Origin of the sequence: Streptomyces sp. BBFR25 (genome assembly GCF_044590125.1) — a bacterium.
GTDB lineage: Bacteria > Actinomycetota > Actinomycetes > Streptomycetales > Streptomycetaceae > Streptomyces > Streptomyces canus_D.
On the sequence record NZ_CP172447.1, the window covers coordinates 6935209 to 6962201 of the forward strand.

At 69.9% G+C, this 26993-nt stretch carries 19 protein-coding genes and 3 pseudogenes; 14 read left to right on the forward strand and 8 right to left on the reverse strand.

Annotated elements, in window-relative coordinates; genetic code table 11:
• Window positions 1–55 precede the first annotated feature (55 nt).
• From ACGH52_RS31400 to rpsN, 7 genes and pseudogenes are all read left to right on the forward strand, one after another.
• Window positions 56–784 (forward strand): class I SAM-dependent methyltransferase, encoded by a 729-nt coding sequence (locus tag ACGH52_RS31400; protein ID WP_399944211.1) that lies wholly within the window; start codon window positions 56–58, stop codon window positions 782–784.
• Window positions 781–2667 carry an ABC transporter ATP-binding protein gene (locus ACGH52_RS31405; protein WP_399944214.1) on the forward strand — a complete coding sequence of 629 codons (1887 nt, stop codon included), beginning with the start codon at window positions 781–783 and terminating at the stop codon, window positions 2665–2667. Before ACGH52_RS31400 ends, ACGH52_RS31405 begins: the two co-directional genes overlap by 4 nt.
• Window positions 2664–4421 carry an ABC transporter ATP-binding protein gene (locus ACGH52_RS31410; protein WP_399944217.1) on the forward strand — a complete coding sequence of 586 codons (1758 nt, stop codon included), beginning with the start codon at window positions 2664–2666 and terminating at the stop codon, window positions 4419–4421. The genes ACGH52_RS31405 and ACGH52_RS31410 overlap by 4 nt, the downstream gene beginning before the upstream one ends.
• 64 nt (window positions 4422–4485) lie before the next feature.
• Window positions 4486–5892: a salicylate synthase gene (locus tag ACGH52_RS31415; protein WP_399944220.1), complete on the forward strand. Its 1407-nt coding sequence runs from the start codon at window positions 4486–4488 to the stop codon at window positions 5890–5892.
• 153 nt (window positions 5893–6045) lie between these two features.
• Window positions 6046–6720, forward strand: a complete 675-nt coding sequence (locus ACGH52_RS31420; protein WP_399944222.1) for a class I SAM-dependent methyltransferase — start codon at window positions 6046–6048, stop codon at window positions 6718–6720.
• 197 nt (window positions 6721–6917) lie between these two features.
• Window positions 6918–7070 (forward strand): annotated as a pseudogene (locus tag ACGH52_RS31425) (transcriptional regulator); the annotation flags it as partial.
• Window positions 7071–7151: 81 nt separating this feature from the next.
• Window positions 7152–7382, forward strand: a pseudogene (gene rpsN / locus ACGH52_RS31430) (30S ribosomal protein S14); the annotation flags it as partial.
• Between the two features lie 86 nt (window positions 7383–7468).
• On the opposite strand, the gene ACGH52_RS31435 reads toward rpsN, so the two are convergent.
• From ACGH52_RS31435 to ACGH52_RS31450, 4 genes are all read right to left on the reverse strand, one after another.
• Entirely contained in the window at window positions 7469–8299 is an 831-nt protein-coding gene (locus ACGH52_RS31435) for a class I SAM-dependent methyltransferase (protein ID WP_399944225.1), read from the reverse strand.
• 74 nt (window positions 8300–8373) lie between these two features.
• Window positions 8374–9561 carry a GTP-binding protein gene (locus ACGH52_RS31440; protein WP_399944228.1) on the reverse strand — a complete coding sequence of 396 codons (1188 nt, stop codon included), beginning with the start codon at window positions 9559–9561 and terminating at the stop codon, window positions 8374–8376.
• Between the two features lie 7 nt (window positions 9562–9568).
• Window positions 9569–9739, reverse strand: coding sequence for a 50S ribosomal protein L32 (gene rpmF / locus ACGH52_RS31445; RefSeq protein WP_007387878.1), 171 nt, complete (start codon window positions 9737–9739; stop codon window positions 9569–9571).
• Window positions 9740–10646: 907 nt separating this feature from the next.
• Entirely contained in the window at window positions 10647–11102 is a 456-nt protein-coding gene (locus tag ACGH52_RS31450) for a hypothetical protein (RefSeq protein ID WP_399944231.1), read from the reverse strand.
• Window positions 11103–11403: 301 nt separating this feature from the next.
• Here ACGH52_RS31450 and ACGH52_RS31455 point away from each other — a divergent pair.
• Window positions 11404–11502: pseudogene (locus ACGH52_RS31455) on the forward strand (3-oxoadipate enol-lactone hydrolase); the annotation flags it as partial.
• A gap of 1280 nt (window positions 11503–12782) precedes the next feature.
• Here the strand turns inward: ACGH52_RS31455 and ACGH52_RS31460 are convergent.
• From ACGH52_RS31460 to ACGH52_RS31470, 3 genes are all read right to left on the reverse strand, one after another.
• Complete coding sequence (locus ACGH52_RS31460; protein WP_399944234.1) at window positions 12783–13691, reverse strand: GH32 C-terminal domain-containing protein; 909 nt, start codon at window positions 13689–13691, stop codon at window positions 12783–12785.
• Window positions 13681–15573, reverse strand: a complete 1893-nt coding sequence (locus ACGH52_RS31465; RefSeq protein ID WP_399944237.1) for a LamG-like jellyroll fold domain-containing protein — start codon at window positions 15571–15573, stop codon at window positions 13681–13683. The genes ACGH52_RS31460 and ACGH52_RS31465 overlap by 11 nt, the downstream gene beginning before the upstream one ends.
• Before the next feature lie 202 nt (window positions 15574–15775).
• Window positions 15776–18709: a GH32 C-terminal domain-containing protein gene (locus ACGH52_RS31470; RefSeq protein WP_399944239.1), complete on the reverse strand. Its 2934-nt coding sequence runs from the start codon at window positions 18707–18709 to the stop codon at window positions 15776–15778.
• 269 nt (window positions 18710–18978) lie between these two features.
• Between ACGH52_RS31470 and ACGH52_RS31475 the strand changes: the two genes are divergently transcribed.
• The 6 genes from ACGH52_RS31475 to ACGH52_RS31500 all read left to right on the forward strand — a co-directional run bounded on the left by ACGH52_RS31475 (window position 18979) and on the right by ACGH52_RS31500 (window position 26029).
• Entirely contained in the window at window positions 18979–20055 is a 1077-nt protein-coding gene (locus ACGH52_RS31475) for a LacI family DNA-binding transcriptional regulator (protein ID WP_399944243.1), read from the forward strand.
• 103 nt (window positions 20056–20158) lie between these two features.
• Entirely contained in the window at window positions 20159–21463 is a 1305-nt protein-coding gene (locus ACGH52_RS31480; protein WP_399944246.1) for an ABC transporter substrate-binding protein, read from the forward strand.
• Between the two features lie 65 nt (window positions 21464–21528).
• Window positions 21529–22464 (forward strand): carbohydrate ABC transporter permease, encoded by a 936-nt coding sequence (locus ACGH52_RS31485; protein WP_121704530.1) that lies wholly within the window; start codon window positions 21529–21531, stop codon window positions 22462–22464.
• Between the two features lies 1 nt (window position 22465).
• Window positions 22466–23338, forward strand: coding sequence for a carbohydrate ABC transporter permease (locus ACGH52_RS31490; protein WP_399944250.1), 873 nt, complete (start codon window positions 22466–22468; stop codon window positions 23336–23338).
• Window positions 23339–23414: 76 nt separating this feature from the next.
• Window positions 23415–24881: a glycoside hydrolase family 32 protein gene (locus ACGH52_RS31495; protein ID WP_399944253.1), complete on the forward strand. Its 1467-nt coding sequence runs from the start codon at window positions 23415–23417 to the stop codon at window positions 24879–24881.
• Between the two features lie 179 nt (window positions 24882–25060).
• Complete coding sequence (locus ACGH52_RS31500) at window positions 25061–26029, forward strand: carbohydrate kinase (RefSeq protein ID WP_121704528.1); 969 nt, start codon at window positions 25061–25063, stop codon at window positions 26027–26029.
• Between the two features lie 221 nt (window positions 26030–26250).
• Here ACGH52_RS31500 and ACGH52_RS31505 read toward each other — a convergent pair whose 3' ends face one another.
• A complete protein-coding gene (locus ACGH52_RS31505; RefSeq protein WP_121704527.1) occupies window positions 26251–26949 on the reverse strand; it encodes a nitroreductase in 699 nt (232 codons plus the stop codon).
• Window positions 26950–26993: the final 44 nt, after the last annotated feature.

The window sequence follows — 26993 nt, forward strand, 5'->3', positions numbered from 1 at the left end:
GCCGCACGCCCACCCGCACACGACCCGCCACGCCCGCCCCCACCCGGAGGATGTCGTGATCGACTACTACTCGACCTCGGCCGAGTTCTACGAGCTGGTCGCCACGCGGCACACCGCCAGCAGCGGCCCCCCGCTGACCCACGTTCTCACCGGACTGGACGTGTCCCACGGACCCGTCCTGGAAATCGGCGCGGGTACAGGCCGCGTCACCGAGGTGATCGCCTCCGCCCTGCCCGAAGCGGAGATCCTCGCGGCCGAACCGTCGGCCACCATGCGCGCCATGCTCACCTCCCGGATCGCCCGCGACCCGGACCTGCGCAGGCGCGTGACCGTCGTCGACGGGGCCGCCCAGGACCTCGTCCTGCCCGAACGGCTCTCCGCCGTCGTCATCTTCGGCGTGGCCGGTCATCTCACCGTCCCCGAACGCGTCGCGCTGTGGAAACGGCTCGCGGACCGTCTTCCGGACGGCGCGCCCATCGTCGTGGAGCTGATGGGCGTGTCCTCGCCCCGCGTCATCCCACCCGTGATGTCCCTCAGGGAGACCATCGGACGCCAGACGTACGAGTGGTGGATCGGCGGCGCACCCACCGAGGGCGACGCCATGCGCTTCACCACCACCTGGAAGGTGCTGCGCGACGGCCGCACCGTGCGCGAGGTCTCCGACACCTACGACTGGCACACCTTCGACGTCGCCCGACTGGCCCGCGAGGCCGGCATGACCAGCCGCCGCATCACCGAGGCGGGCGGCAGGCCCATCCCCGAAATCGGAGTACTCGTCAAGTGAAGTCACAACCGCCCGAGCCCGGCCCGGCACCGGCAGCCCCGGACGCCGCTGCGGGCGACACGGGCACTCGCGTCTCCCCGCCCCCGCTGCGCGCGCTCGCCGAGCCCGTTCGCGGGCGGCTGGCGTTCGCCGTGGTCCTCCAGGCCGTCGCCGCCCTCGCCGGAGTGGTCCCCTTCATCGCCGTCTCCCGCATCGCCGAGCGACTCACCGGCCGGTCCCCGGCCGACGGTGACGCCCTGTGGCCGCTGGTGGTACTGGCCTGCTCGTCCGGCTTCGTCGCCCTGGTGTGCGGCACGGCGGCCGGCGCCCTCGCCCACATCGCCGACAACGACCTCCAGCTCACCCTCCGCCGCCGGCTCGCCCGGCACATCGGGCGGCTGCCGCTCGGCCGACTCGTCGACCGGGGCACCGGCGAGGTAAAGCAGGCCGTGCAGGACGACGTGAGCGCGCTGCACACGCTGTTCGCCCACACGCTGCTCGATGTCGTCGCAGTTCTCACCGCCCCGCTTCTGGCACTGGCTTACCTGTTCACGGTCGACTGGCGTCTCGCCCTTGTCAGCGTGGTGCCCCTGCTGCTGGGCGTGTTCCTGTTCAGCCGGGCTATGGCGGGCGCGGCCGCGCAGATGGCCGAGTTCGGTGCGGCGGTGGGCCGGATCTCCGCTGCCGCCGTGGAGTTCGCGTCCGGCATCGCCGTGTTCAAGAGCTTCGGGCGCGGGCGCAAGGCCCACGAGCGTTTCGTCCGCGCCACCGAGGGCTTCGCCGACTTCTTCTCCGGCTGGGTCCGGTCCACCCTGGTCAGCTCCACCGCCGCGATCCTGATGGTCGCACCGGCCGTGGTCCTGCTGCTCCTGTCCGTGCTTGGCGCGCTGTTCGTCAACCAGGACTGGATGACCGGTGCCGAACTCGTCCCCTTCCTGCTGCTCGGCCCCGCCGTCGCCGCACCCATGGGTGTCGTGGGGCCCCGCATCCAGCAGATCCGGGCCGGTCAGGCCGCCGCCGTACGCATCACGGAGCTGCTGCACGCCCCCACCCTCCCCGAGCCCACCGACCCCGCCGTGCCCGAGGGGCACCACATCTCGATGCGCGGGGTGTCCTTCTCCTACGACGGGCAGACCGACGTCCTCAGCGCCGTCGATCTCGACCTCGCCCCCGGCACGGTCACCGCGCTGGTGGGACCCTCCGGCTCCGGCAAGTCCACCCTGGCGTCGCTGCTGCCCCGCTTCCACGACGTCACGGCCGGCACGGTGACCCTCGGCGGCGTCGACCTCCGCGACGTTCCCGCGACCGAGCTGTACCGCCGGGTCGGCTTCGTCCTCCAGGACGTTCGGCTCCTGCGGGCGAGCGTCGCCGACAACATCCGCCTCGGTCGCCCCGACGCCACCGACGAGGAGGTCGAGCGGTGCGCCCGCGCCGCCCGCATCCACGACCGGATCACGCAGCTGCCCGACGGCTACGCGACCGAACTCGGCAGGACCGTCACCCTCTCCGGCGGAGAGGCTCAACGCCTGTCCATCGCACGGGCGTTGCTCGCCGACGCCCCCGTTCTCGTCCTCGACGAGGCGACGGCGTACGCCGACCCGCACTCCGAGGCACTGATCCAGGACGCGCTGTCCGCGCTCGCGGCCGGCCGCACCCTCCTCGTCATCGCCCACCGCCTGTCGACCATCCGCTCCGCCGACCGGATCGTGGTCCTGGAGAACGGACGCGTCACCGAACAGGGGCGACACGACGACCTGCTGGCCGCCCAGGGCCGCTACGCCGCGCTGTGGGAGGCCCAGCGCACCACGGGCCCGTCCAAGAGCGACGGCACACCGCACCACCGGCCCGCGCCCGTCGGGGCCGACCGCGCGGCGGACGACATCCGCGAAGGAAGTGCACGATGATCCGACAGCTCTACCGCGTTCTGGGACCGACAGGCTCCCGCCCACTGAACCGGCTACTGATCCTCCAGTCCGGCGCGGCCGTCCTCCAGGGCGTCGCCTTCGCCCTCCTCGTGCCCGTTCTCAAGGCCCTGCTCGGCACGGACCCCGACGACGTCTGGCCCTGGCTGACTGCGTTCACCGGCTGCGTACTCGCCTACGCGGCGCTCCAGGGCGCCGCACTGAGCGGCGGGTTCACCGTCGGCTCCCAGCTCTCCCGGACGCTGCACCGCCGGATGGCCGACCAGGCCCTGCGCCTGCCGCTGGGCTGGTTCACCGCCGGCCGCACGGCCGAGTTCAGCAGGCTCGCCGGACAGAACGTCATCCAGGTGATGAGCACACCGGCCCACCTGCTGCGCCCCTTCATCACCTCTCTCCTCACCCCGGCGACGCTCGTCATCGCCACCTTCTTCTTCGACGTCCGCACCGCCCTGGTGCTCCTGGTCTGCACGCCCGTGCTGTTCGCCGTCCAGCAGGCCAGCACTGCACTGATGCGCCGACTCGACCTCGGCCGCGACGCCGCGATCGGTGAATCCGCCGACCGGGTGCTGGAGTACACCCGCAACCAGCCGGTCCTGCGGGCGTTCGGCCGGACCGCGGAAGGTTACGGAGCGCTGGACGACGCCCTGGTGGCCGAGGCACGCGCCGACCGGCGGCTCATCGCGCGCGGCCTGCCCGGCCTGGTCTCCTTCACCTTCGCCACCCGGCTCGTGTTCGCCCTGCTGCTCGCACTCGGGGTGTCCTGGCAGCTCGACGGGTCGCTCACCGTGCCCACCCTGCTGGCGCTCCTGGTCCTGCTCGTCCGCCTCATCGACAGCGTGTCGTCCGCCGCCGAGGCCGGCGCGGGCATGCGCATCGCCCGCAACACCCTGGAACGCCTCGGTGCCGTCCTCGATGAACCGCCGTTCCCCCAGCCCGCCGAGCCGAAGACACCCCGCGACGCCAGTGTGGAGTTCACCGGGGTCGGCTTCCGCTACGGCGACGGGACGGCCGACGGAGCTTCGGCACGCCCGGTCCTGAATGACGTGACCTTCCGTCTGCCCGAGCGCAGCATGACCGCCCTGGTGGGGCCCTCCGGCGCCGGCAAGACCACGGTCGCCGGCCTCATCGCCCGCTTCCGGGACACCACGGAGGGCACCGTCCGCATCGGCGGCGTCGACGTCCGCGAGATCGCGGCCGACGACCTGGCCGCCCATGTGTCCCTCGTCTTCCAGGACGTCTACCTCTTCGACGGAAGCATTGAGGAGAACGTCAGGATCGCGGCCCCGGACGCCACCCCGGACGAACTGGCCGAAGCCGCGGCTCTGTCCGGCCTCGACCGGGTGATCGCGGAGTTGCCCGACGGCTGGGACACCAGGGTGGGGGAGGGAGGCGCCCGGCTGTCCGGCGGGCAGCGCCAGCGCGTGTCCATCGCCCGCGCACTGCTGAAGGACGCACCCATCCTTGTCCTCGACGAGGCCACCGCCGCGCTCGACCAGGAGAACGAGGCGCTGTTCGCCGAGGCTGTGCGCACCCTGGCCGACCGCAAGACATTGCTGGTCATCGCGCACCGGCTGAGCACCGTCGTGCACGCGAACCAGATCCTGGTCCTGGAGGACGGCGAGATCACCGAGCGAGGCACGCACGACGACCTGGTCACCGCAGGCGGAACCTACGCGTCCTTCTGGCAGCGGCGGGCACGGGCCCACGGCTGGCGGCTGGAGGCGGCACGGACGTGACCCCAGGCCCCGCACCAGCGCCCCACCGGACACAGCCGCAGCGTCAGAGGGAAGGCACGACACGATGAACACCGGTTCGAGGAACATGTGGGACTCATGGGCGAGTTCCGTTCCGGCACTCGTACACTCGACCACCCTGGAGCCCTGCCGTGACCTCGCGGCCGCCGCGACCCGCCTGGCCCAAGCCGCTCTCGCCGACCAGTACATGGTCTACGAGGCAGCGGGCGGTGTCTGGCACTTCGCGGCCGGTTCCGCCATGGACCTCACCGCGCACCCGGCCACCCTTACCGCGCGGGCGGCGGGGCGCACCTGGACCTCCCCCACCGACGACAGGCCACTGACGGTGTTCTCCGACGCACTGAGCGCCCTGTCCTCGGCGCACGGTGCGCACGACGGCGGACGTCCCTTCTACGGCTGGGCGGCCTTCGAGCTCGCCCACCTCCTCCACGCCGACCCCGCGGCCACTGGTGACGGACCTCTGCTGCACGCACTGATCCCGTCCGTCGAGGTGACCCTCACCGGCGACCGGACCGTGGTCCGCGCGGTGGACGAGGCGTGGCTTCGCAAGGTCGCCGACCTGCTGGCGGAGCCGGCGACCCGGCAGCTCCCACCGGACGAGACGACTCCGGACGTGACCGAGCGGATCATCGCGGCCGGCACCGCCGCCTACGGCGGCGCGGTGTCCCGGACGGTCGAGGACATCCGTGCCGGGCTCCTGGAGAAGGCCGTCGTCTCCCGGAAGGTTCCGCTGCCCGCCGGACCACCCGTGGACTTCCCCGCCACGTACCTCGCCGGCCGCCGAGCCAACACACCGGCCCGTTCCTACCTACTGGATCTCGGCGGCTACCGGGCGGCCGGGTTCAGCCCGGAGACGGTCCTGGAGGTGGGGGAGAACGGCCGCGTCAGCACCCAGCCGCTCGCCGGCACCCGCGCCCGCGGTACGGACCCGGCGGAGAACGAGCGCCTGCGCACGGAACTGCTCACCGATCCCAAGGAGATACACGAGCACGCCGTGTCCGTGCGCCTGGCCTGGGACGAAATGGCGGCCGTGTGTGAGCCCGGGTCCGTCGCTGTGGAGGAGTTCATGACCGTCCGGCCGCGCGGTTCGGTGCAGCACCTCGCCTCGCGGCTGACAGGCCGACTGCGGCCCGACGCCGGACCGTGGGACGCCTTCGCCTCCCTCTTCCCCGCGATCACCGCCACCGGCGTCTCCAAAAGCTCCGCCCTCCAGGCACTGGCCCGCCACGAGGAGGGACCCCGCGGTCTGTACGGCGGCGCGGTCTTCCGGGGAAGCACCGGCGGCGCCCTCGACGCCGCCCTGGTCCTGCGCACCCTCATCAATGAGGGCAACGAGACGTGGCTGCGCGCGGGCGCGGGAGTCACTGCTCAGTCCAGCCCCGAACGCGAGATCGAGGAGACCTGCGAGAAGCTCCGCAGCGTCGCCCCGCACCTGAGATACGCCACGGGCTGACCGCGGTCCGCGTGGCCCAGGCACCCTTCGGCAGCGGGAACCGGGCCCGTCTTGCCGGAGCGGCAAGGAACTTGGCGGCGAGGCCGACCTTCCGGAGACAGTTGGGACGCCGCCGCGCCCTTCGACGGGCGGAACGATCGAACAGGAGTCGTCATGGCACAGCAACCCCAAGGACCCATGGCGGAGCAACTCGCCGCGTCCACAGCCGGCGAGTTCTGGGACAGCCTCTACCGTGAGCGAGCCGACGACGGCGCCCCTTGGGGCACCCGGGTGAACCCGGTACTGGAGGAGGTCGCGGGCGGGCTCCCGCCAGGAACCGCGCTCGATCTCGGGTGCGGGACCGGCGGAGACACCCTGTGGCTCGCCACCCGCGGATGGCAGGTCACAGCGGTCGACATCTCTCCGACCGCTGTGGACCGGCTCACCGACGTCGCTCGTGCCCAGGGATTCGACGAGCTTGTCTCGGCCGAGTGTCACGACCTGGCCCGGACGTTCCCGGAGGGAGAGTTCGACCTGGTCTCGGCGCAGTACTTCCACACGCCGTACGACCTTCCCCGGGGCACCATCCTGCGCATCGCGGCCGAGTCACTGCGACCGGGCGGACGGCTCGTTGTCGTCGACCACGGCTCTCTCGCTCCCTGGTCCTGGAACCAGGACCGGGACACACACTTCCCCACGCCGGAGGAGGTCCACGCCGACATCGGCCTGCCCACCGCTGGATGGGCCGTCGAGCAAACCTGCGTGCAAGACCGCCGGGCGACCGGTCCGGGCGGACAGACCGCCACCGTCACCGACCACGTCCTGATCGTCCGCCGCGCGACCGGCTGAGCCTCGGATCCGACCGCGGCCGTGCGGGACGCCGCCGCCCAGGAGTTTCCGACCGCCGTCCGGGATGCGGCTGGTGTGCCGCCGTCCCCCAGAGCGCGCTGCTCTGACGCGTGGTAGAGACCATCACTTCACAAGACTCTGTGCGACAGGACCATGTGTACGCTCACGGCACGCTGAGTGTCGCCGCCGCCATCGAGGTGCTGACCAGGTTCGGCCAGGGGCTCGCCGATCCGATTCGTTGTCGAGTCCAGTCGCTCTCGCGGGATGCGCTCTCGTATCCCGCCGATCTGGCCGACACCCTGGGCGTGTCCCGCACCCGGCTGTCGAACCACCTCGTGTGCCTGCGGGAAGGTGGCCTCGTGGTGGCCCTACCAGACGGGCGCCGTACGCGGTACGAGATCACCGACGAACGTCTCGGGCACGCCTTGGACGAACTGCGCACCGTCATCCGCCGGCCGTCCTCCACCGACGCCGAACGCCAGGCCGCCGCGGAAGAACTGCGGCGCCAACCCCGCAACGCGAGCGCCACCTGAGTACGCAATCGGGACAGCGTGGACGGGCGGCCGCGCGGTCACCTGCGGAAGCTCGGCCTGTCTCGCGTCCGCGTGCGCGAGCAGGCCCACGCCGGCTTCCTGCCCGGGGTCACCAAGTCCTCCTGGTAGCCGCGCCGCTCGCGCGACGGGCACCGAGTCCGGCCATGACTCGGCGGAGTCATGGCCGGATCTCCCGCTGAGCGTGCCTGCATGTATCAGGGCAGGCGCAGAAGGTTGAGCCGGTAGCCCTCGGCCTGGGGGAGCCGCTGCGCGGCCATGGCGGACACCATCTGCTGGTAGGGGAGTGGCAACTGGGCCACCAGGTCCTCGGGCAGGCTCGTGAGGGTGTGTGACGCCAGTACGTGTGCTCCCGGCCGCCAGTCGATCAATTGGACCGGACCAGGGCAGTACCAGTGCATACGGGCCTCGACCTTGCTCAGGGCGTCATGCTGTTCCTGAGTGTCGAAGAAACCGGGGCCGGCGGTGTCCAGGGCCAGCAGGGCACCGGGGAAGTGGTCGGCGAGGAGGTCGATGACCCCGCGCACCTCGGGTTCGTGCAGGTAGGGCAGTACGGCCTCCGCGACGAACAGGTACGGCCCGGTGGTGTGCGAGGCCACCTCTGCGGCCCACGCCCGGTCCGTCGCCGAGGCTGCGATCATCGTCCGTCGGGGGCTGTCCGTGAAGAAGTTCCGACGCAGGTCGATCACGTCGGGCAGGTCGAGTTCGTACCAACGGGCGCGGCCGTTGTCGACGCGTTCATGGCGGGTGTTGAGCCCGGTGCCGATCTCGACCACGGTGGCGTCGGGGTGCGCGGACAGGAAGTCATTCACCCATCGGTCGAAAAGACGGGTTCGCAGTAACGCACCGGTAAGGCTCGGGAGTTCGTCGAAGCGTCCGAAGGGATAGTCGATCGAGGCGACAATCTCTTCGGCCCGTGGGTCCCTCAGTAGTGCGTGTTCCTTGCGGTTCTCCACGGCGCGGGCATACAGCGGTATGAGGAGGGTCTCCTGCACCGTCCCCAGGCGCGGCTTCTTCCTGTCGTCCATGAGCGGCCTCTCTGACACGGGTGTGTACCGGGCCGGACGGTGCCGTGGCTGCGACCACCGCCCGGCCCGGAGTTTCAGCGCTCCGTCACGGTGGCGAGGGGGTCGTGCTCGTGCGCGCAGCTATCGTCGAAGCCGTAGGTGTCCCAGACGGGGAACGGGTCGGAAGCGGGCAGGGCTTCGCCTTCCCGCATGAAGCAGTCGGTCAGGGCCGCCCGCAGCGGCTCCGCGTCCAGCTGGGTTCCGATGAAGACGAGTTCTTGAGCGTAGGGGCTGTCGGCGTCGCGAGCGGAGGAGGGTTCGAAGCGGGCCACCGAACCGGCCTGCGACCACAGTCCCGTCACAAGGGGGCGGCTGGCGAGGGTGAAGAAGCCCTTGGACCGGAGGATCTGCCCGTAGGCGCCGCTGTCCAGGGCCTCCGTCACGAACGTCCACAGCCGCCCGGGGTGGAAGGGCCTTCCGGAGCGGAAGACGGTCGACGAGATGCCGTATTCCTCCGTCTCGGGGACGTGGTCGCCGTTGAGTTCCCTGACCCAGCCCGGTGCCTGCTGGGCCCGCTCCAGGTCGAAGCGGCTGGTGCCCAGCACTTCGCCGACGGGTACACGGCCTCGTTCGGCAGCCACGATGCGGGCGGCGGGATTGAGACGCGCCAAGGTGGCGTGCAACTGCTCGGCGGCAGCGGACTCGACGAGGTCGAGCTTGTTGAGGACGATGACGTCGGCGAACTCGATCTGGTCCATCAGTAGGTCGCTGACCGTGCGTTCGTCGTCCTCGTACTGGTCCAGACCCCGTTCGGTCAGCTCGTCGCCGCTGGCCAGTTCGGGCAGGAAGTTGGCGGCGTCCACGACCGTGACCATCGTGTCCAGCCGAGCCAGGTCGCCGAGGGTGGCGCCGTCGTCGCGGGCGAAGGCGAAGGTGGCGGCCACCGGCATGGGCTCCGAGATACCGGACGACTCGATGAGGAGGTAGTCGAAACGCCCCTCGCGCGCCAGCCGGTCCACTTCCTCCAGCAGGTCATCCCGCAGGGTGCAGCAGATGCACCCGTTGGTCATCTCGACCAGGCGTTCCTCGGTGCGGGACAGAGCCGCCTCGCCGCCGCGCACCAGGGCGGCGTCGATATTGACCTCGCTCATGTCATTGACGATGACCGCGACGCGCAGGCCCTCGCGGTTTGCGAGGACGTGGTTGAGCAGGGTGGTCTTGCCGGCGCCGAGGAACCCGGACAGGACGGTGACGGGCAGGCGCCGCGAGGGGCCGTGGGCCATGCCGGGGTCAGCCTTCCGGACGGAGGAGACCGCGTTCGTACGCCTTGGCCAGGCGCTGCGGAACGAGGTACGGCACGCCGTCCACCGTGACTGTCACCAGCTGCGGCGTCGTGGCCTTCCACTGCGCGCGGCGGTGCCGGGTGTTGCTGCGCGACATCTTGCGTTTGGGTACGGCCATGAGGACCTCCGGGTGCGATTGGTAAGCGGGACAGACGGTACATGAAAATGAATGTCATTACTACCTATGTCGTCGTGCCCCTTCGTGCCGATTCCTCTCGGCGGCTTCCCGAGGTGACCCTGCGCCACTGCCTCGGTCGGCGCGGGCCGTCGGACTGGTGGGCAGGCGGGTGCGCCAGCCGCTCGCACCGTGACGCTCCGGGTCGAGATGTGCGGGTCCGTAGGCCCGGGAATAGAACCTGACCTGGCCCTTTGTGGGCCTCGCTCATGTCGGCATCCGATGGTCATCGGAGTGGTGGCCCTGGTCGCGAGTGACCGGGGCCGCACGTCAAGGCAGATCCAGGAGTCCTCTTCCGGTGGGTTGGTCATCGGGTGCTGATCACGGGACGTGAGTCAACTCCTTGTCGGCGCGCTCAGTCAGGGTGAGCATCGGTTCGGCCGAAGTCATCCGGCGGTGATCGAGTCATGCCTCTGTACCGGGAGCGGTGGGACGGTTGCGCGGTGTGCCGTCCCGGGCGGGGGTCATCTTTGACCGCAGTGTCCAGTCACGGGCCTGTCGACTGTCGTTGCGGGATGGTTTCTGCTGTCACCGAGCCACAGGGCGTGTCCCCATAGGGGCCCTGCCAACGACCAGGCGCCATCACAGTTCAGACCGCCCGAGCAGCCCGGTGCCATCTACTCAGCACGTCACCACGCTGGAGGCGAACCATGACGACCCGGCACAGCAGCACCTCCTGCACGGATCCGCCGGTTCGGCGCGAGGTCGTCCTGGGCACCGAGTCCTTTCCGGCGACGGCGGCCGGCTACCGACAACTGCTCGTCTGGGGCCGCAAGCGGGGGACGGTGCGCCGGGCCGGCGTGGAGGGCACCGGCACCTTCGGCGCGGGCCTGTCCCGCTACCTGCTGGCTCAGCACGTCCAGGTGTTCGAAGTCAACCGGCCCGACCGGTCGACCCGCCGGCTGCTCGGCAAGTCGGACCGTTCGACGCGCAGGCCGCCGCGCGGGCCGTGCTCAGCGGTCGTGCCCGTGCCCGGGCCAAGTCCGTCGACGGTCCCGTGCACAGCACCCGGATCTTCAAGCTCGCCAAGGACCCCGCGGTCAAGGCCCGCACCCAGGCGATCAACCAGCGCAAGGCCATCCTGGTCATCGCCGAACCCGCCCTGCGGGAACGCATGTCCAGCCTTGGCAACGCCGAGCTGTTCCGCACCTGCGCGCGCCTCGCCCCGCACGACGGCGGGAACGACGAGGACGCGGTTACCCGGGCCAGCCACATGACGCTGCGCATGCTCGCCGAGCGCATCCAACAGCTCACGGCTCAGATCGACGAGCTCAACCAACGCCTGACCCGGCTCGTCGAACACCACGCCCCACAGCTACTCGAACCGATGGGCATCGGCCCGGACAGCGCTGCCACTCTCCTGATCACCACCACGGCGGCGACCGCCAGGCGAACGCCGCCCTGCACCGCATCGTCTTCACCCGGCTACGTCACGACCCACGCACCCAGGCGTACCACGAACGCCGCACCCAGGAGGGCAAGACCCGGCGCGAGATCATCCGATGCCTCGAGCGAGACACAGCACGCGAGGTCTTCAACCTGCTCAGACAGGTGTCCCACACCCCCGCGTTAGAGGGGCGTCCGTGAGACATGAGAGGGTCGGAGCCGTGGGTGAGACACCGCCGAACACCCTGCAATACCGCTTTGACGGGCCAGAAGAGGCCCCGGTCCTGATCCTCGGTCCCTCACTGGGTACCACATGGCACAGGTTGTAGAGACCGTCCAGGGACGTCTACGGCAGTCCAGCGCGGGCAGGAAATTGCAGGTCAGAGTGTCTTGGTCCAGGACCGTCTGCCCAGTTGGTGATTGCGGTGTGACACGAGGGTGATAGGGCGAGGCTCCACCGAGGTCCGTCCTGACGGGATCTCTGCGCGGATCCGTGAGACGGCTAAGCCGCATCGGAGCACTCCGGTGCGGCTTCTCTGTGAGAGTGAACGCGCTGGCGCGCACGATGCGGTCGGCGGCCCCGTGCAGTCCGTATGGACGTGACTTTCCCGGGTGCCTGATTTGCGATCGCACGCGCTTGTCCGTCCGTGTGAGGGTGCGTGCCCCTCCGAGTGTGGCCGGGCTGCGTGAGTGCGGGAGACAGGATCGACTGGCTGGCCATCGGCAGCTGAACTGGCGATCCCGGCCTGTGGCGAAGCCACGGCTGCATCACTGTCGCGGGGGATGTCCGTGTGGGCGTCGATCCGCACTCCCGTAACTACTACGAACGCCGCATCGGGAATCTGCGAGATAGGCCCACGCCTCAATCGCTGCTTTGCCCGAGAGGTCGGCCACTTGGTTAGGCCCACCCGGCCATGACACCCACCAGAGGGCTGGTCGTACGCTGGGAAGTATGGAGATCAGAGTCCGTGACGCTCATCCAGCCGACGTCAAATGGATGAGCAAAAACAGGCGCTGCATGCTCTGATCGCAGAGGACCCCGACCAAGGTGTGTGTATGGGATGGCATCATTCCAGTCTGCAGCGCGCGGTAGGCGACGAGCCCGGCTACGTCAGGCTTTACTGACTTCAGCTCGTCAAGATTCATCTGGACCAGCTGAAGTCAGTAAGCAGACGACGGTGTTGGCCTGGTGTCACGGGCGTCCGTGACAGCGCCGGTGATAGACCGAGGCTCCGCCGGGGAGCATCCTTTTCGGCGAGCTGGTCTTCGAGAGGGCGGCCGGGGGCGTCGGCCCATTCGCTCGCCCGGTGTGGCCGGCCGCCGCTAGGACCAAGCGGAGGCGTAGGCACGGGGATGGCCGAGCGGAGATCTGATCCACGAGTACTTCTCGTCCGCGGGAGGTTCCTTCTCGGTCGGGAGGTGCTCGATCCTGTTCTCCTCGGACTTCGTGTCCGGGTCCCTCGCCGTCGCCGAGCAGGACGCTGTTCAAGCCGTGAACTGCGCGACGAATGAACGCCTGCAGCCCCGAGCCCAGTAGCTCGGGGCTGCGCCGGCCGTTATGGGCCGGGCTGTCGTCCCAGTGTGTGGTTGTGCACCTGGATCAGTCGGTCATGTTGCCCATCTTCCAGACGGTCATGGACTTGACGGTGCTGCCGTCGCCGAAGAGGCGCAGGCCGAGGGAGTCCTGGCGGAAGGGGTAGGCGCGGGTGGTGATGGACTTGTGGTTGTTCGCGTACGCCTCGACCATCGAACGGTCGAGGAACACGTCGAGCGTCAGGGTGCCGTTGGAGAGCGCCAGCGGGCCCTTGTGGATGCCGAAGCCGGGTTCGGCGCTGGAGTTGTTCCCGGAGCGTGTCCGGTCGACGCCCAGCTGTCCGGCGGGGGCGTCGTAGAAGAGGCGGGTGCGTTCTTCGTCTCCGAGGCTGCGGAGCACGTCGAGGCCGAAGGTGTCGGCGCTGCCGCGTTCCAGGGTGAGCTTGATGTGGAGCATGTCCCCCTTGATGCCGGCCAGTCGGGTGTTGGCGTCGGTGAGAGATGTCGGCGTGCTGATGTTCAGGAGCGGTTCGCCGGTGTGGAGGCGGGAGACCTCCTCCACGGGGCGGAATCCGAGGTCGCCGTCGGGCCGCATGGACAGTTCGATGGGCAGGCCCGCGTTGTGGGCCCAGCCGGCGTCGTAGTGGGCGCGTTCGGTGCGGCGGTCCTGGGCGATGCTGAAGACGAGGGAGCGGCCCTTGTCGTCCACCGTTCCGCTGGGGCCGGTGAAGTGGTCGCCGTAGTCCATGAGCCGGGGTTCGGTGGTGTCGGGGGACCAGCGGCGGGCCTGGGCGTCCCAGGTGCCGACCCAGTAGTAGACGTACTTGCTGCTGTACTCGCCGGGGCCGGCGGGGAAGGCCGGGTTGACGAGCAGGGCCCGGCGCTCGCGGCCCTGGGCGTCCTTTCCGATGGGCAGGAAGGTGGGCAGCTCCCAGACCTGGCCGGTCTTGGGGTGGGCCGCCACGTCACCGGTCATCAGGGGGGCCCGAGTAGGTCCAGTCGGTGAGGTTCTTGGAGGTGTAGAGGAGGGCGGTGCCGCCGACGTCCTTGCCGTCGGTGGTCTGGATGCCGGAGCCCATCAGTTGGAACCAGGTGTCTCCCTCCTTCCAGACGAAGGGGTCGCGGAAGTCGCCGAAGCGGACCTTGCGTCCGGCACCGACGTTCAGGTCGGCGGTCTGGCTGGTGACGAGGGTGGGGTGCATCTTCCACTCGACCAGGTCGCTGTCGTCGGGGTCGACGGGGCGGGCGAGGCCGGTCGCCTGGTTGGGGCGCCGGGAGTCGTTGCCGGCGGTGAACAGCAGGACGGGCACGCCGTTCTCGTCGTAGGCGGCGTCACCGGACCAGACCCCGTCGGGGGCCACGCTGTCCTCGGTGGGCGCGAGGGCGACGGGCAGGTCGCGCCAGTGGACCAGGTCCTCGCTCACCGCGTGTCCCCAGGCGATGTTGTGCCAGTAGGGGCCGTGGGAGTTGTGCTGGTAGAAGAGGTGGTACTTGCCCTTGTACTGGATGGGGGCGTGGGGTTCGTTCATCCAGTGGTTCGGGGCGGTGAAGTGGTAGCCGGGACGGTAGCGGTCACCGTCGTACCGGGAGCGGTCCATCTCCATCCGGGCCTTGGGGGTGGTTCCGCCCGCGAAGGTCTGTACGTCCTTCTGGTGACCGGCTGTGACCGACGCCGGAGTGAGGGCGCTGTTGTGGATCTTCACCTCGTCGATGAGCCCGTTGAACATGTTGACGGCGAACGTACCGTTGATGATGGCGGGCTGGTTGTGACGGCCGATGATCAGGGGGACGTCGGCCTTGGCCAGTCGTGCGCCGGTGGGAACGGTGGTCTGGGCGACCTGTTCGCCGTTGAGGAAGAGCCTGATCGCTCCCTCGCCCGGCGCGAACACGGCGGACAGGTGCGCCCACTCGCCCGCGGCCAGGGCCGCCTGCTTCGGGACCGTCACCTCGTGCCACGCGTCGCCGGTTCCGATGCCGAACTGCCACCTGCCGTGCCGGCCGACACCGAGGGAGAAGCCCCGCTTGGCCGCCTTGTCGTGCTGGTTGACGACGGCGGACGGCTTGCCTTCGTCTCCCCACTCGAACGCACGCGGTGCGACCCACGCCTCGACGGTCAGGCCGTCGGTGGGCAGCTGCGTCTGGGCTGCGGCGCGGGTGACCCAGGTGGAGTAGCCGTCGAACAACAGGGCGCCGGAGAGTACCCCGTCGGCTTCGTCCTTCGGGCGCCAGAGCGGGTCGCTGTCGGGCTTGTACTGCGCGTCGTTGAAGACGTAGCTGATGGGGTCGGCGGCCTGGCTGACCTTCTCCCTGGTCGTGGTGCCCTTCCCCTCGCTGAAGTCCCAGTGGGCGGCGAGTCCCCGCTGAGCGGGATCGGGTGCGGGATCGGTGCCGACGCGGACGTCGTCGAGGTTGATGTGGCCCCAGCCGCCGGTGGCCTTGTCCACGACGGTGACGCGCAACTGCTCGCCGAGGTGCTCGCGGGCGTCCCAGGTGACGCGGCGGTACGCCTCGTCGTCGGTCCCGGTGGCCTTGTGCAGAATGGTTCCGTCGAGGGTTGTCAGGGCCGCGTAGAGGTCGTTCTCGTTGCGGCCGCCGGAGACCAAGGCGCTGACCATGCCGGTACCGGTCAGGGTGAACGGCTCGGACGTCGCCGTCCCGGTGGCGGCGTCACCGCCCGCGGCGAACCCCCACAGGTGGTAGGAGCCCTGCTGGTTGAAGCAGCAGCCCCAGCCCCAGCCCGGGTCGTCGGTGACCGCTCCGGTGAAGGCGGTTCCGGTGATGGTCCAGCCGCTGAGGTCGCCGGACTCGAAGTCGGGGTTGGACAGGCTGGTCTCGGCCGCGTCTGCGGTCTGCGTCATCAGGGGTGATGTCAGGCCCAGGCATATCGCGAGTGCGAGCAGCAGACGCACCAGACTGTGTCTGGTCGCGGCTCTCGATGGTGCACGGGTTCGCATGGGAACCTCCGTGGGTGTGGGGTTGGGTTGATCGGGCGGAAAGGACCTCGGCCCTCGGCGCGGCACGGTCCGCCCGTCGGCGCGTGCATCGGGCCGGAATCGGGGGTCAGGAGCGCCGGACGGGGACGTTGACGTCGGCGACGTTGATGTGACCCCAGCCCCCGTCGGCCCGGTCGACCACCTCGATGTAGATCCGGTCGCCGATGTGGGCGGAGAGGTCGAAGACGACGCGGCGGTACTGCTCGGTGCTGCGGCCGGTGGCCTTGGCCAGGACCTTGCCGTCGTCGGCGCGGACGGCGGCCGCGTAGAGCCGGTCGGGGTCGTTGCCTCCGGACACGAGCAGGTCGATCACCCCGTCTCCGCCGAGGAGCACGGTGGTGGAGCGCAGGACGCCGGTGGCGCCGTCGCCGCCTGCGGAGGGGTTGAAGCCCCACAGGTGGTGGCCTGCCGGGTCGTCTTCGGTCTCGGCCTGGTAGAAGGGGCCGCCCCAGCCCCAGTCGGTGCGGGTGGTGACGTTGGCGTCGCCGAAGGTCGTACCCGAGACGACGGTCCACCCGGTGAGGTCGCCGGTGGCGAAGTCGTGGTTGGGCAGCGCGTCGACGTCCGCCGGGCGCGGCGGGTCGTACGCGGCGGGCACGGCCGGCGTGTCGTAGGCGCCGTTCATGCGCCAGACGTCCAGGGACACGACACGGGCCGATCCGCCCTCGCTGGTCAGCCGCAGGCCGGTGGCGTCCTCGCGGGTGGGATAGACGCGGCTGGTGATGCTGTGGGTGCCGTTGACGTACGCCTCCAGCATCGAGCGGTCGAGCAGGACCCTGAGTGCGAGGCGCCCGCCGTCGAGTGCGACATTGCTTCCGTGGACGCCCTTGCGGACGTCCGGGTCGAGGCTGGAGCGACCGCGGTCGATCAGGAAGCGGTGCTCGGCCGTGTCGTAGGTCAGCAGGGTCTGTTCGGTGCCGTCGGCGCTGGCCCGGACCGCCAGGGTGATCGTGCGCGCGCCGCGCGGTTCGATGACGGCGCTGATGTCGAGCAGGTCGCCGGAGACTCCGGCGAGCCGCCGGTTGGCTTCCGCCACCGAGGTCTGCCGGATGCGGGCGAGTCGCTTGCCCCGCAGACCGGCGGCCTCGGCGATCGGTTCGATCCCGAGGCTGCCGTCCTGGCGCAGGGAGAGGGACACGGGCATGCCGGCGTTGTGGGCCCAGCCGGACTGGGCGTGCTGCTGCTCGGTGCGGCGGTCCTGGGTGATGCTGAAGACCACGGAGCGGCCGTCGGGGGTGACGAAGCCGGAGGGGCCGGTGAAGTGCTCGCCGAAGTCGAACTCGCGGGGCTCGGCGTGGTCGGGCACGAAGCGGTGCTCGCGCTTGTCGAAGGTGCCGATCCAGTAGTACGTGTGCTTGACGGCGTTCGGGTTGAACCCCTCCCACCACGGACAGATCAGCAGGATGTGCTTTCCGGTGCGCCGGCCGCGGGGGCCGGGAAGCGGGAGGAGCACCGGCAGCTCCCACACCTCACCGGGCTCGGGCACCTTGGCGAGGTCGTTCCAGTGCAGCGGGCCCTGGTAGGTCCAGGGCCCCTCGGGCCGGCGGGCCGTGTAGAGGAGAGCGGTTCCGCCATGCTTGCGGGTGACCTGAGCGCCGTCGTAGTCGACGATGCCGCTGCCGACGAGCTGGTACCAGACGCCGTCCTCCTCCCAGACGAACGGGTCGCGGAAGTTCTCCGCCCACGCGGTTCCCGGGCCGGCCGGCAGACCGGCCGGGGCTTCGGTGACCGGTTCGGAGCGCATCGTCCAGGTGGGCAGGTCGGTGTCACCGTCGGCCTGGTAGGTGGACAGGGCGAGGCCGGTGCGCTGGCGGTAGGGCAGGCGGTCGTCGCCGCCGGTGAAGAAGAGGACCGGGCCGCGGTCGCCGTCGACGCAGGCGGAGCCCGACCAGATGCCGTCCGGGCCGGGCGAGTCCGCGGCGGGGGCGAGGGCGATGGGAAGGTCGCGCCAGTGCACCATGTCGGTGCTGACGGCGTGCCCCCAGTGGATCTGACCCCAGAACGGTCCGAGCGGGTCGTGCTGGTAGAAGATGTGGTACTTGCCCTTGAAGTACACGGGCGCGTGCGGCTCGTTCATCCAGTGCCAGGGCGGCAGCATGTGGAACTGGGGGCGGTGCCGGTCGCCGTCGAAGCGCGCCCGGTGGGGGGCCAGGTCCGGGCGGGGCACGCGGTGACCGGGCAGGGCGGCGGTCTTCTCCGCGTGCTCGCGCTGCGCCGTCGCGTCGTCCAGGGCGCCCGGGCGGATGACGAGGCTGTCCATCAGGCCCATGTACATATTGGCGTGGAACTCGCCGTTGAGCAGGATCGGTTGGTTGTGCTTCCCGATGAGGAGAGGCTCGCCGGGCGCCGGTTCGGGGGCCTGGTCCGGGGTGGTGGCGGTGCCGATCAGGCGGCCGTCGAGGTAGAGGCGCAGCTGGTGGGCGGCCGGGTCGTAGGTGGCCGCGACGTGGCTCCACCGGCCTTTGGCGGCCGGACGGTCCGGGGCGCCCTTGACCTCGATCAGGTCGGTGCCGAAGCCGAGCCGGAAGACGATCTGCCCGAAGCGGCGCAGGCCGAGCAGGAAGCCGGTCCTGGCGTCCGGGTCGTGCTGGTTGACCAGGGCCTGGGGCTTGCCGTCGATGCCGTGCTCGTAGGCGTACGGGGCGATCCACACGTCGACGGTCACGCCGTCGGCGAGGTCGAGCTTGCCCGGCCCTTCGGCGGTGACGTAGGTGGAGTAGCCGTCGAAGTACAGGGCCCGGCCGCGTACGCCACGGCGGCGTACGGGGTCGCTGTCGGGCTTGTACCGGGCGTCGTTGAAGACGTACTCCACCGGGGTTGCCGATCCGGAGACCGCCTCGCGGGCGACCGTGCCGGACCGCTCGTCGAAGTCCCAGCGGGCGGTGGGCTTCTGCGGGCCGGACCGACCGCCGGCGGCGGCGAAAGCGGGCGAGAACGAGGGGGGCACGACGGCGCCGCCGACGGCGGCGGACACGACCGCGAGCGCGGTTCTTCTCCTCATGCTGGCTCCTGGGATGGGTGACGGACGGCGACCTGACGGGGTGCCAATTCGATTTAGGTGATGGGTCGGCATGGTTCGCGCGCTGTCTCCGCTAAAGCAAGAGCTAACGCACACGGGTCTCAACTTCGCGTTGCCCAACAGCGGATGAATCGCCATAGATCGCCACTGTTACGTAGGCGGGATGTCCGGGGTGTTGACAGCGCATGACAGGTGGAGCACTCTCATCGCGTCCTGCTAATCCGATTTAGCCGAGCGGAGCTGATCCACTGATGTCCGAACGCCGCGTGACCATGGCCGACGTCGCCCGTGAGGCGGGCGTGTCGCCGACGACCGCGTCGTTCGCCCTGTCCGGCCGCACCGACATGCGCATCTCGGACGCCTCCCGGGAACGGGTTCTGGAAGCGGCCAGGCGACTGGGCTACCGTCCGAACGTCACCGCGCGCAGCCTCCGGACGAAGTCCACGCAGACCATCGGGCTCGTATCGGACCGGATCACCACCACGCCGTTCGCCGGCGACGTCATCCGCGGCGCCATGGAGGCCGCCCGCGAGCAGGACCACCTGCTGTTCATCACAGAGGCCGGCGGCGACCGCGCCGCCGAGTCGTCCCTGGTCCACGCCCTGCTGGACCGCCAGGTCGACGCCGTGATCTACGCATCCATGTTCACCCGCTACGTGACCCCGCCGAAGGAGCTGTTCGGCCGCCCGGTGGTGCTGCTGAACTGCCTGGCCCCGGGTTTCGACGCCCCCTCCGTCGTCCCGGACGAACTGGAGGCCGGCCGGGACGCGGCCCGCGCCCTGCTCGCGGCCGGCCACACCGGGGGCATCTGGGCGATCGGCGGCCACCAGGCCGTCCCGGCCACGCCCGAGGGAATCATCGCCGGCAACGAGCGCATGCGCGGCCTGGAGGAAGTACTGCGCGAGGGCGGCGCCCACCTGGACGGCGTCATCGAGTGCGACTGGGACACGCTGGACGGCTACCGGGAGGTGTCCGCCCTGCTGGCAGCGGGGACCCGTCCCCGGGCGCTGGTGTGCCTGGCCGACCGGGTGTCCTTCGGCGCCTACCAGGCGCTCGGTGAGGCGGGGCTGTCGGTGCCCGGCGACGTCTCGGTGATCTCCTTCGACGACCAGGACATCGCGTCCGTGCTGCGTCCGGCCCTCACCACACTGAAGCTGCCGCACTACCAGCTCGGACGCCTCGCCGTGGAGCTGATCCTCCGCGGCGGGCCGCTCGAAGCGGCCGTACACCGCGTGCCCATGCCACTGCGGGAGCGCGCCTCCCTCGGTGCCCCGCCGGGGAGTGACACCGGCATCCGAAGACAGCCGTCCCGCCGCCCGCTCCGATGATTCCGGCGCGGACGGCGGGACGGCCACCAAGAACGGCGACCGTCGCAACCGGTCGCCAAGGGCGGGTCCTGCAAGACCCGCCTCCGTGAGATGGAGGAACCTCGTGGTGTTCAGAAGAAGGCGCCTCGCGCTTGCGAGTGTAGCCGCCGCGGCGGCGACCGCGCTCGTCGCCGGGTGCGCGTCCGGCAATGGCGGGAACTCGTCCGGAGCCAGCGGCGACACGCTGACCCTGTGGACGCACAACGCCGGCAACTCAACCGAACTCGATGTCGTCAAGAAGATCATCGAGGACTTCAACGAATCCCAGGACAAGTACACGGTCGAGCTCCAGTCGTTCCCGCAGACCGACTACAACAACTCCGTCGTGGCAGCCGCCTCGGCCCGCAAGCTGCCCTGCCTGCTCGACGTGGACGGCCCCAACGTGGCGAACTGGGCCTGGGGCGGCTACCTGGCCCCCATCGACGTCGCCGGCAGCGAGGTGCCGGTGAAAGACCAGCTCGCCAGCACCGTCGGAACATACAAGGACCAGCTGTACTCCTTCGGTTTCTACGACGTCTCCCTGGCCTTCTTCGCCCGCAAGTCCGTCCTGAACGAGCACGGCATCCGCATACCCACCATGGACAAGCCCTGGACCAAGGACGAGTTCGACGCCGCGCTGGCCAAGCTGAAGAAGAGCGGAAACTTCGCGTACCCGCTGGAGATGGGCACCGGTGGCAGCGGCGAGTGGTGGCCGTACGCCTATTCCCCGCAGTTGCAGAGTTTCGGCGGCGACCTCATCGACCGCGACGGATACAAGACCGCCTCCGGCAGCCTCGACGGCAAGGAAGCCGTCGAGTGGGGCACCTGGTTCCGCTCGCTTGTGGCCAAGGGCTACATGGCGAAGAAGTCCGGAGCCGACCCCAACAAGGACTTCCTGGCCGGCAAGAACGCCATCCAGTGGGACGGCAGCTGGAACGCGGCCAAGAACGCCGACAAGCTCGGCGACGACCTGGCGATCATCCCGCCGGTCGACTTCGGCAACGGGCCCAAGATCGGCGGCGCCTCCTGGCAGTGGGCGATGAGCTCCACCTGCTCCAACAAGGACGGCGCGCAGGAGTGGCTGAAGTTCTCGCGCCAGACCAAGTACTTCGTCGACTACGCCAAGGCCACCAGCACCATCCCCGCCACGGACGCCGCCGCGCGGCAGATCGCGGACTACCAGCTGGGCGGCAAGTTCGAGGTACTCGTCCGGTTCGCGCGCGAGTACGCCACGGTGCGACCGGTCACCCCGGCCTACCCGTACATCTCCACCGAGTTCCAGAAGGCGGCCCAGGACATCCTGGCCGGCGCCGACCCCGAGGACGCTCTCGGCCAGGCCGCGAAGAACATCGACAACAACCTGAAGACGAACAACAACTACGCAGGCTGACCCGCCCCGGTCCGGTTCGGTCCCCGACCGCGCCGCCCGAACCGGACCGGCTCCCTGGAGATACCGTGACCACCAAGACCGCAGCCCCTCAGCGGCTGCGCCCGGTCCGGCGAACCCGAACGACCAACACCCGTCGCCGTGAGAGCCTCACCGCCCTCGGCATGGCCACCCCGGCCGTCGTGCTGCTGATCGTCTTCCTCGTCGTACCGGTCGCCCTCGCCTTCGCCCTGGCCTTCACCGACGCGAGGCTCATCTCGCCCACCCCGGCCCGCTTCGTGGGCCTGCGCAACTTCACCCGGCTCTTCGAAGACCCGGTCTTCTACAAGTCCCTGCGCAACACCGCGTACTTCGCCGCCGTCGTCGTCCCGCTCCAGGCCGGCCTCGCCCTGGTCCTGGCCCTGCTGGTCAACGCGAAGGTGCGAGGTGTCAACTTCTTCCGCACCGTCTACTTCCTGCCCGTCGTCACCTCGATGGTCGTGGTGTCCCTCCTGTGGACCTTCCTCTACCGCAAGGACGGCCTGGTCAACCACGTCATCTCGACACTCACCCTCGGCCACTTCCAGGGCCCGGACTGGCTGGGCGACCCTTCCACCGCGATGCCCGCCATCATCCTGATGTCGGTGTGGCAGGGCGTCGGCTTCCACATGATCATCTGGCTGGCCGGCCTGCAGACCATCCCCGCAGAGCTGTACGAAGCCGCCGAGATCGACGGCGCCACACCCTGGCACCGCTTCCGCCACGTCACCTGGCCGGGGCTGCGCGCCACGCGCACCTTCGTGCTCGTCACCATCACGATCGCGGCGTTCAGCCTCTTCACCCAGATCAGGGTCATGACGCAGGGCGGTCCGCTCGACTCCACCACCACCGTCGTCTACCAGGCCGTACGCACCGGCTACGACCAGCAGCAGACCGCCTACGCGGCAGCCATCTCGCTGATCTTCTTCGTACTCGTCCTGACCGTGTCGCTCGTCCAGCGCTTCCTGACCCGGGAGAAGGACTGACATGACCTCCCTCCTCAAGCGGTTCGGCGGTCACGCCGGCCGCATCGTCCTGGCCCTGGTCTTCGCGCTGCCGCTCCTCTTCATGCTGGTCTCGTCGTTCAAATCGGACGACCAGATCTTCGGCGACCTGGGCTCACTGCGCGCCTTCCTGCCGGTCGGCGCCCTGTCGCTGGACAACTACACCGGCATGTTCGAACGGGTCCCGGCGGCACAGTTCCTGCTGAACTCCGTGCTGATCTCGTCGATCACCGTGGTGCTCGGCATCGTCGTCAACAGCCTGGCCGCCTTCGCCCTCGCGCGGATGCGGTGGTCGGGCCGCAAACTCGTCCTGACGACGGTCATCGCCACCCTTATCGTGCCGTTCGAGACCTTCGCGCTGCCGCTGGTGTGGTGGGTCAACCAGCTGCCGCTGCTCCGCGTGAACGGCTTCCACCTGGAGTGGACCACCGGCTGGATGGACACCTACCAGGTGCAGATCCTGCCGTTCGTCGCCAACGCCTTCTCGATCTTCTTCTTCCACCAGTTCTTCCAGAGCATCCCCAAGGAACTCGACGAAGCGGCGATCATGGACGGCGCCGGCTGGTTCACCATCTACCGGCGCATCGTGATGCCGCTGTCCGGCCCGGCGGTCGCCACCGTCGCCATCCTCACCTTCCTGCCCGCCTGGAACTCCTACCTGTGGCCGCTGATGGTCGTACAGAGCGAAGAGCTGCGACCGGTGATGGTCGGCATCTCCTACTTCTTCCAGCTGAACGTGGGCTGGGGCCAGATCATGGCCTACTCCTCCATGATCACCGTGCCGATCCTCGCCCTGTTCGTGGCGTTCCAGCGGTCGTTCGTCAACAGCATCGCTTCCACCGGCGTCAAGGGCTGACCCCCGCACCGCACTTGCGATCCCGCCTCGTCCTCATGACTTCCGTGCGCTTCGCACGCCCTGAGAAAGGCCCCGTGTGTCCACGTCGCCTGCCGACCCCCACCTGCCCACCGTCCATCTGCGACCGCCCCGCAACTGGATCAACGACCCCAACGGCCTGGTCTTCCACGGCGGCCACTACCACGTCTTCTTCCAGTACAACCCGCACGGCCCCCAGCACGCGAACATGCACTGGGGCCACTACCGCAGCCCCGACCTGATCACCTGGGAACCCCTCCCCGTCGCCCTCACCCCCACGCCCGGCGGGCACGACGCCGACGGCTGCTACTCCGGCAACGCCGTCTCCACCGGCGGCCGCATCCTGGCCTTCTACTCCGCCCACCACAACGACCGCTGGTGGCAGCCGATCACGACCGCCGAGTCGCACGACAACGGCCGAACCTGGACCAAACGTCCCCACCTGCTCATCCCCGAACCGCCCGCCGGCACCATCATGTACCGGGACCCCTACGTCTGGCGGCAGGACGAGCGCTGGCGGATGCTGGTCGGCTCCGCCCTCGACGACGGCCGCGCCGCGGCGCAACTGTACGAATCCGACGACCTGGAACACTGGACCTACCGCGGCCCCTTCCACACCAGCGACGCCACGACCGGCACGGGCCCGGTCGGCTGGGAATGCCCCCAGTACGCCACCTTCGGCGACCAAAGTGTTCTGATCCTCAGCGACTGGACCCCGCAGGGCGGCCCCAGCCACACCAGCGTCATCACCGGCCAGGAGAAAGACGGACGCTTCACGGCGGCCACGGCCCTCGTGCCGCTGGACCACGGTCCCGACTTCTACGCCCCCGCCCTGCTGAAGGCCCCAGGAGAAGACCGCTGGCTGATGTGGGGCTGGGCCTGGGAAGCACGGGACGACGCCTGGGCGCACGAAGCGGGCTGGGCAGGCGTCCTCACGCTCCCCCGAGAGGTCAGCCTCACCGCCGACGGCACGGTCGCCCAGCGCCCCGCCCGCGAACTGCTGGCCCTGCGCGGCCCGCGCGTCCTGCACGGAACCGGACACGTCATCCGGACCGAGCCCGCCGAACTCGGCGAGGTCAGCCACACCTTCGACCTCACCGCCACCCTCGTCCCGGACACCACCGGTATCAGCGGGCTGCGCCTGATCACGTCGACCGACGGCTCCGAGTACCTCGACATCAGCCTCGACCCCACGGCAGGCCGCCTCGCCGTCGACCGCACCCACGCCTCACCGGACACGCGGGCACGGGGCGGGGCCTACACCGCACCGTGCCCGGCCGCGGCACGCCCCGGCGCCCCCGTCGAACTCCGTGTGATCGTGGACCGCTCGATAGCCGAGGTCTACCTGGCCGACGAGCAGGTCCTCACCCTGAGGTTCTACCCGTCCACCGACGGACCGTGGCGGCTGCAGGCCCGTACGACAGGGGCAGGGCGCAGCGAGTTCGCCGTCGCGGCCTGGAACCTGACCCCGCAGGACATCAGGCAGGAAGCCCAGTCGGCGCCCCCGACAGCACAGCGTACTTGATGCCCTGGGCCGCACGCGGCCCGAAGGCTGACGCACCCGCACACTGACAGGCCCCGTGACCTCGCACCGTGTGCGGCAGACATGGCCATCACAGCACCCCACGCCCTTACCGGCCCGCGGGCTGCGTTCCGTGGCGCGGGGCTACGCCCCGCGCCCTACCTGAGAGGCAGACAGCCACCATGGCCCGACCCGGGTCCCCCGGCAGCGTGGACGTCCTCGGCGAGTGCGTCGCCGACATCTTCGAGGACCGCGACCGGTCCGATCCCGACGGTCTGGCCCTACGGGCGCTGGCCGGTGGCGGCCCGGCCAACACCGCCGTCTCCCTCGCCCGGCTCGGCACCCCCACCCGCTTCCTCGGACGCTTCTCCAACGACGCCTTCGGCACCCTCTTCCGCGCCCGCCTCAACGCCTCCGGCGTCGACCTGACCAGCAGCGTGACCACCTCCGAGCCCAGCACGCTCGCCGTCGCCGACCTCGACGCGACCGGCCAAGCCACCTATGGCTTCCATGCCGACGGCGCCGCCGACTGGCAGTGGACCGACAGCGAACTCGCCGCGACGCGGAACGACGAGGCCGTCTGCCTGCACACGGGTTCTCTCGCGCTGATCCGCCGACCCGGCGGCAGCCGAATCGAGGAACACCTCGCTCAGGTGCGCGAGCGCACCACCGTATCCATCGACCCCAACGTCCGCCCCCTGCTCGTACCGCCCTCCGCCTACCGCGAACGGCTGGCCCACTGGTGCGCCGTCGCGGACATCCTCCGCCTCAGCGAAGACGACTGCACCTTCCTGGCGCCCGGTGCCGGCCTCGAAGAAGCCTGCGACACCTGGCACACCGCAGGCGCGCGCCTCGTCGTCATCACCCTCGGCGGACGCGGCGCCCTCGCGTCCCTCGACGGTGCGCGCGTCACCGTCCCAGCCCCTCCTGCGGTGGTCATCGACACCGTCGGTGCCGGCGACTCCTTCACCGCGGGCCTGCTGCACCGCCTTGCCGATGCCGGACACCTGGGCGGCCGACTCGATGAACTGACCCTCGAAGACGTCGCTGATGCCTGCTCGTTCGCCGCCCAAGTCGCCGCCCTGACGGTTTCGGTCCCCGGTGCGAATCCACCGTGGGCGGACGATTTGGCCACTGCGGTTCGACGCTGACGCAAACGTTGGCGCCGTTCGCCGGCAACGCAGCTGACCGTGACCCGGCCCCGGTCCGAGATGTTTCCGCTCACCGGGGGCGATGGTGCGGCCCACCCGGTAGGGCGCCAGCACTGTGACTCCGGGAAGGGCTGCCTGCCGTCCACCCCCGTAGCAGCGGCCTACGCCCCAGCAGACACCACCTACTTCCCCGCCCCGGGCCCGCCTCGTGAGGGAAACAGCTATTGCTCGTCGAGGACTCCGGGGGTGTCGTGCAGGACCACACTCTGTTGCAGCGGGATGCGTCCCATGCCGATGTCGTACATCGGTGACGTCTTGTCGCCGATGCCGAAGGAGATGCCGAAGAGCAGCTTGAGGTCGTCGGGGACGTCCAGCGCCGCCCGGACCGTGTCGGCGTACACGCCGAGGACGGCCTGCGGGATGCCGTGGAAGCCTCGTGCGGTCAGCGAGAGCAGGAAGTTCTGGGCGTACATGCCGATGTCACCGGCCGTCCGGACCCCGTCGCCGAGTTGTGGCATGAAGAGCAGGGCGACGTGGGGCGCATCGTAGAAACGCAGGTTCTCGCGGATCACTTCGTTCCTGCCCTCCATGTCGGAGCGCGCTATGCCTCGCGCCCCGTAGACACGGGCGCCGTGCTGATAGGACCGCTCGAGGTAGACGCCGTCGCCGTAGTCGCCGGTGAAGTCCGCCGAGTCCCGGCCGTCCTCGTACGCCTTGAGCAGTTCCTTGCTCAAGGCGTCCCGGGCGGCACCCGAGACTACGTGCACCGTCCAGGGCTGGGTGTTGCTGTTCGAGGGGGCGGTCTGCGCATCCTCCAGGACGCCGCGGATGTCCGCAGGGGACAGCGGCGTCGGCCGGAACTGCCGCGGGGAGTGCCTGACGCGTACGAGTTCGGTAAACAGGGAGGCGGTGGTGGACAAGAGGTTCCTTTCCAGAGGGCGGCTCGGGGCCGGCCGGAGGGGCG

What these genes read in the sequence shown, in the direction of transcription:
- ACGH52_RS31470 (WP_399944239.1), bottom strand. Translation starts at nt 18,709, where the DNA reads ATGAGGAGAAGAACCGCGCTCGCGGTCGTGTCCGCCGCCGTCGGCGGC.
- ACGH52_RS31440 (WP_399944228.1), bottom strand. Translation starts at nt 9,561, where the DNA reads ATGGCCCACGGCCCCTCGCGGCGCCTGCCCGTCACCGTCCTGTCCGGG.
- ACGH52_RS31475 (WP_399944243.1), top strand. Translation starts at nt 18,979, where the DNA reads ATGTCCGAACGCCGCGTGACCATGGCCGACGTCGCCCGTGAGGCGGGC.
- ACGH52_RS31490 (WP_399944250.1), top strand. Translation starts at nt 22,466, where the DNA reads ATGACCTCCCTCCTCAAGCGGTTCGGCGGTCACGCCGGCCGCATCGTC.
- ACGH52_RS31500 (WP_121704528.1), top strand. Translation starts at nt 25,061, where the DNA reads ATGGCCCGACCCGGGTCCCCCGGCAGCGTGGACGTCCTCGGCGAGTGC.
- ACGH52_RS31460 (WP_399944234.1), bottom strand. Translation starts at nt 13,691, where the DNA reads ATGACCGGTGACGTGGCGGCCCACCCCAAGACCGGCCAGGTCTGGGAG.
- ACGH52_RS31465 (WP_399944237.1), bottom strand. Translation starts at nt 15,573, where the DNA reads ATGACGCAGACCGCAGACGCGGCCGAGACCAGCCTGTCCAACCCCGAC.
- ACGH52_RS31420 (WP_399944222.1), top strand. Translation starts at nt 6,046, where the DNA reads ATGGCACAGCAACCCCAAGGACCCATGGCGGAGCAACTCGCCGCGTCC.
- rpmF (WP_007387878.1), bottom strand. Translation starts at nt 9,739, where the DNA reads ATGGCCGTACCCAAACGCAAGATGTCGCGCAGCAACACCCGGCACCGC.
- ACGH52_RS31410 (WP_399944217.1), top strand. Translation starts at nt 2,664, where the DNA reads ATGATCCGACAGCTCTACCGCGTTCTGGGACCGACAGGCTCCCGCCCA.
- ACGH52_RS31415 (WP_399944220.1), top strand. Translation starts at nt 4,486, where the DNA reads ATGAACACCGGTTCGAGGAACATGTGGGACTCATGGGCGAGTTCCGTT.
- ACGH52_RS31435 (WP_399944225.1), bottom strand. Translation starts at nt 8,299, where the DNA reads ATGGACGACAGGAAGAAGCCGCGCCTGGGGACGGTGCAGGAGACCCTC.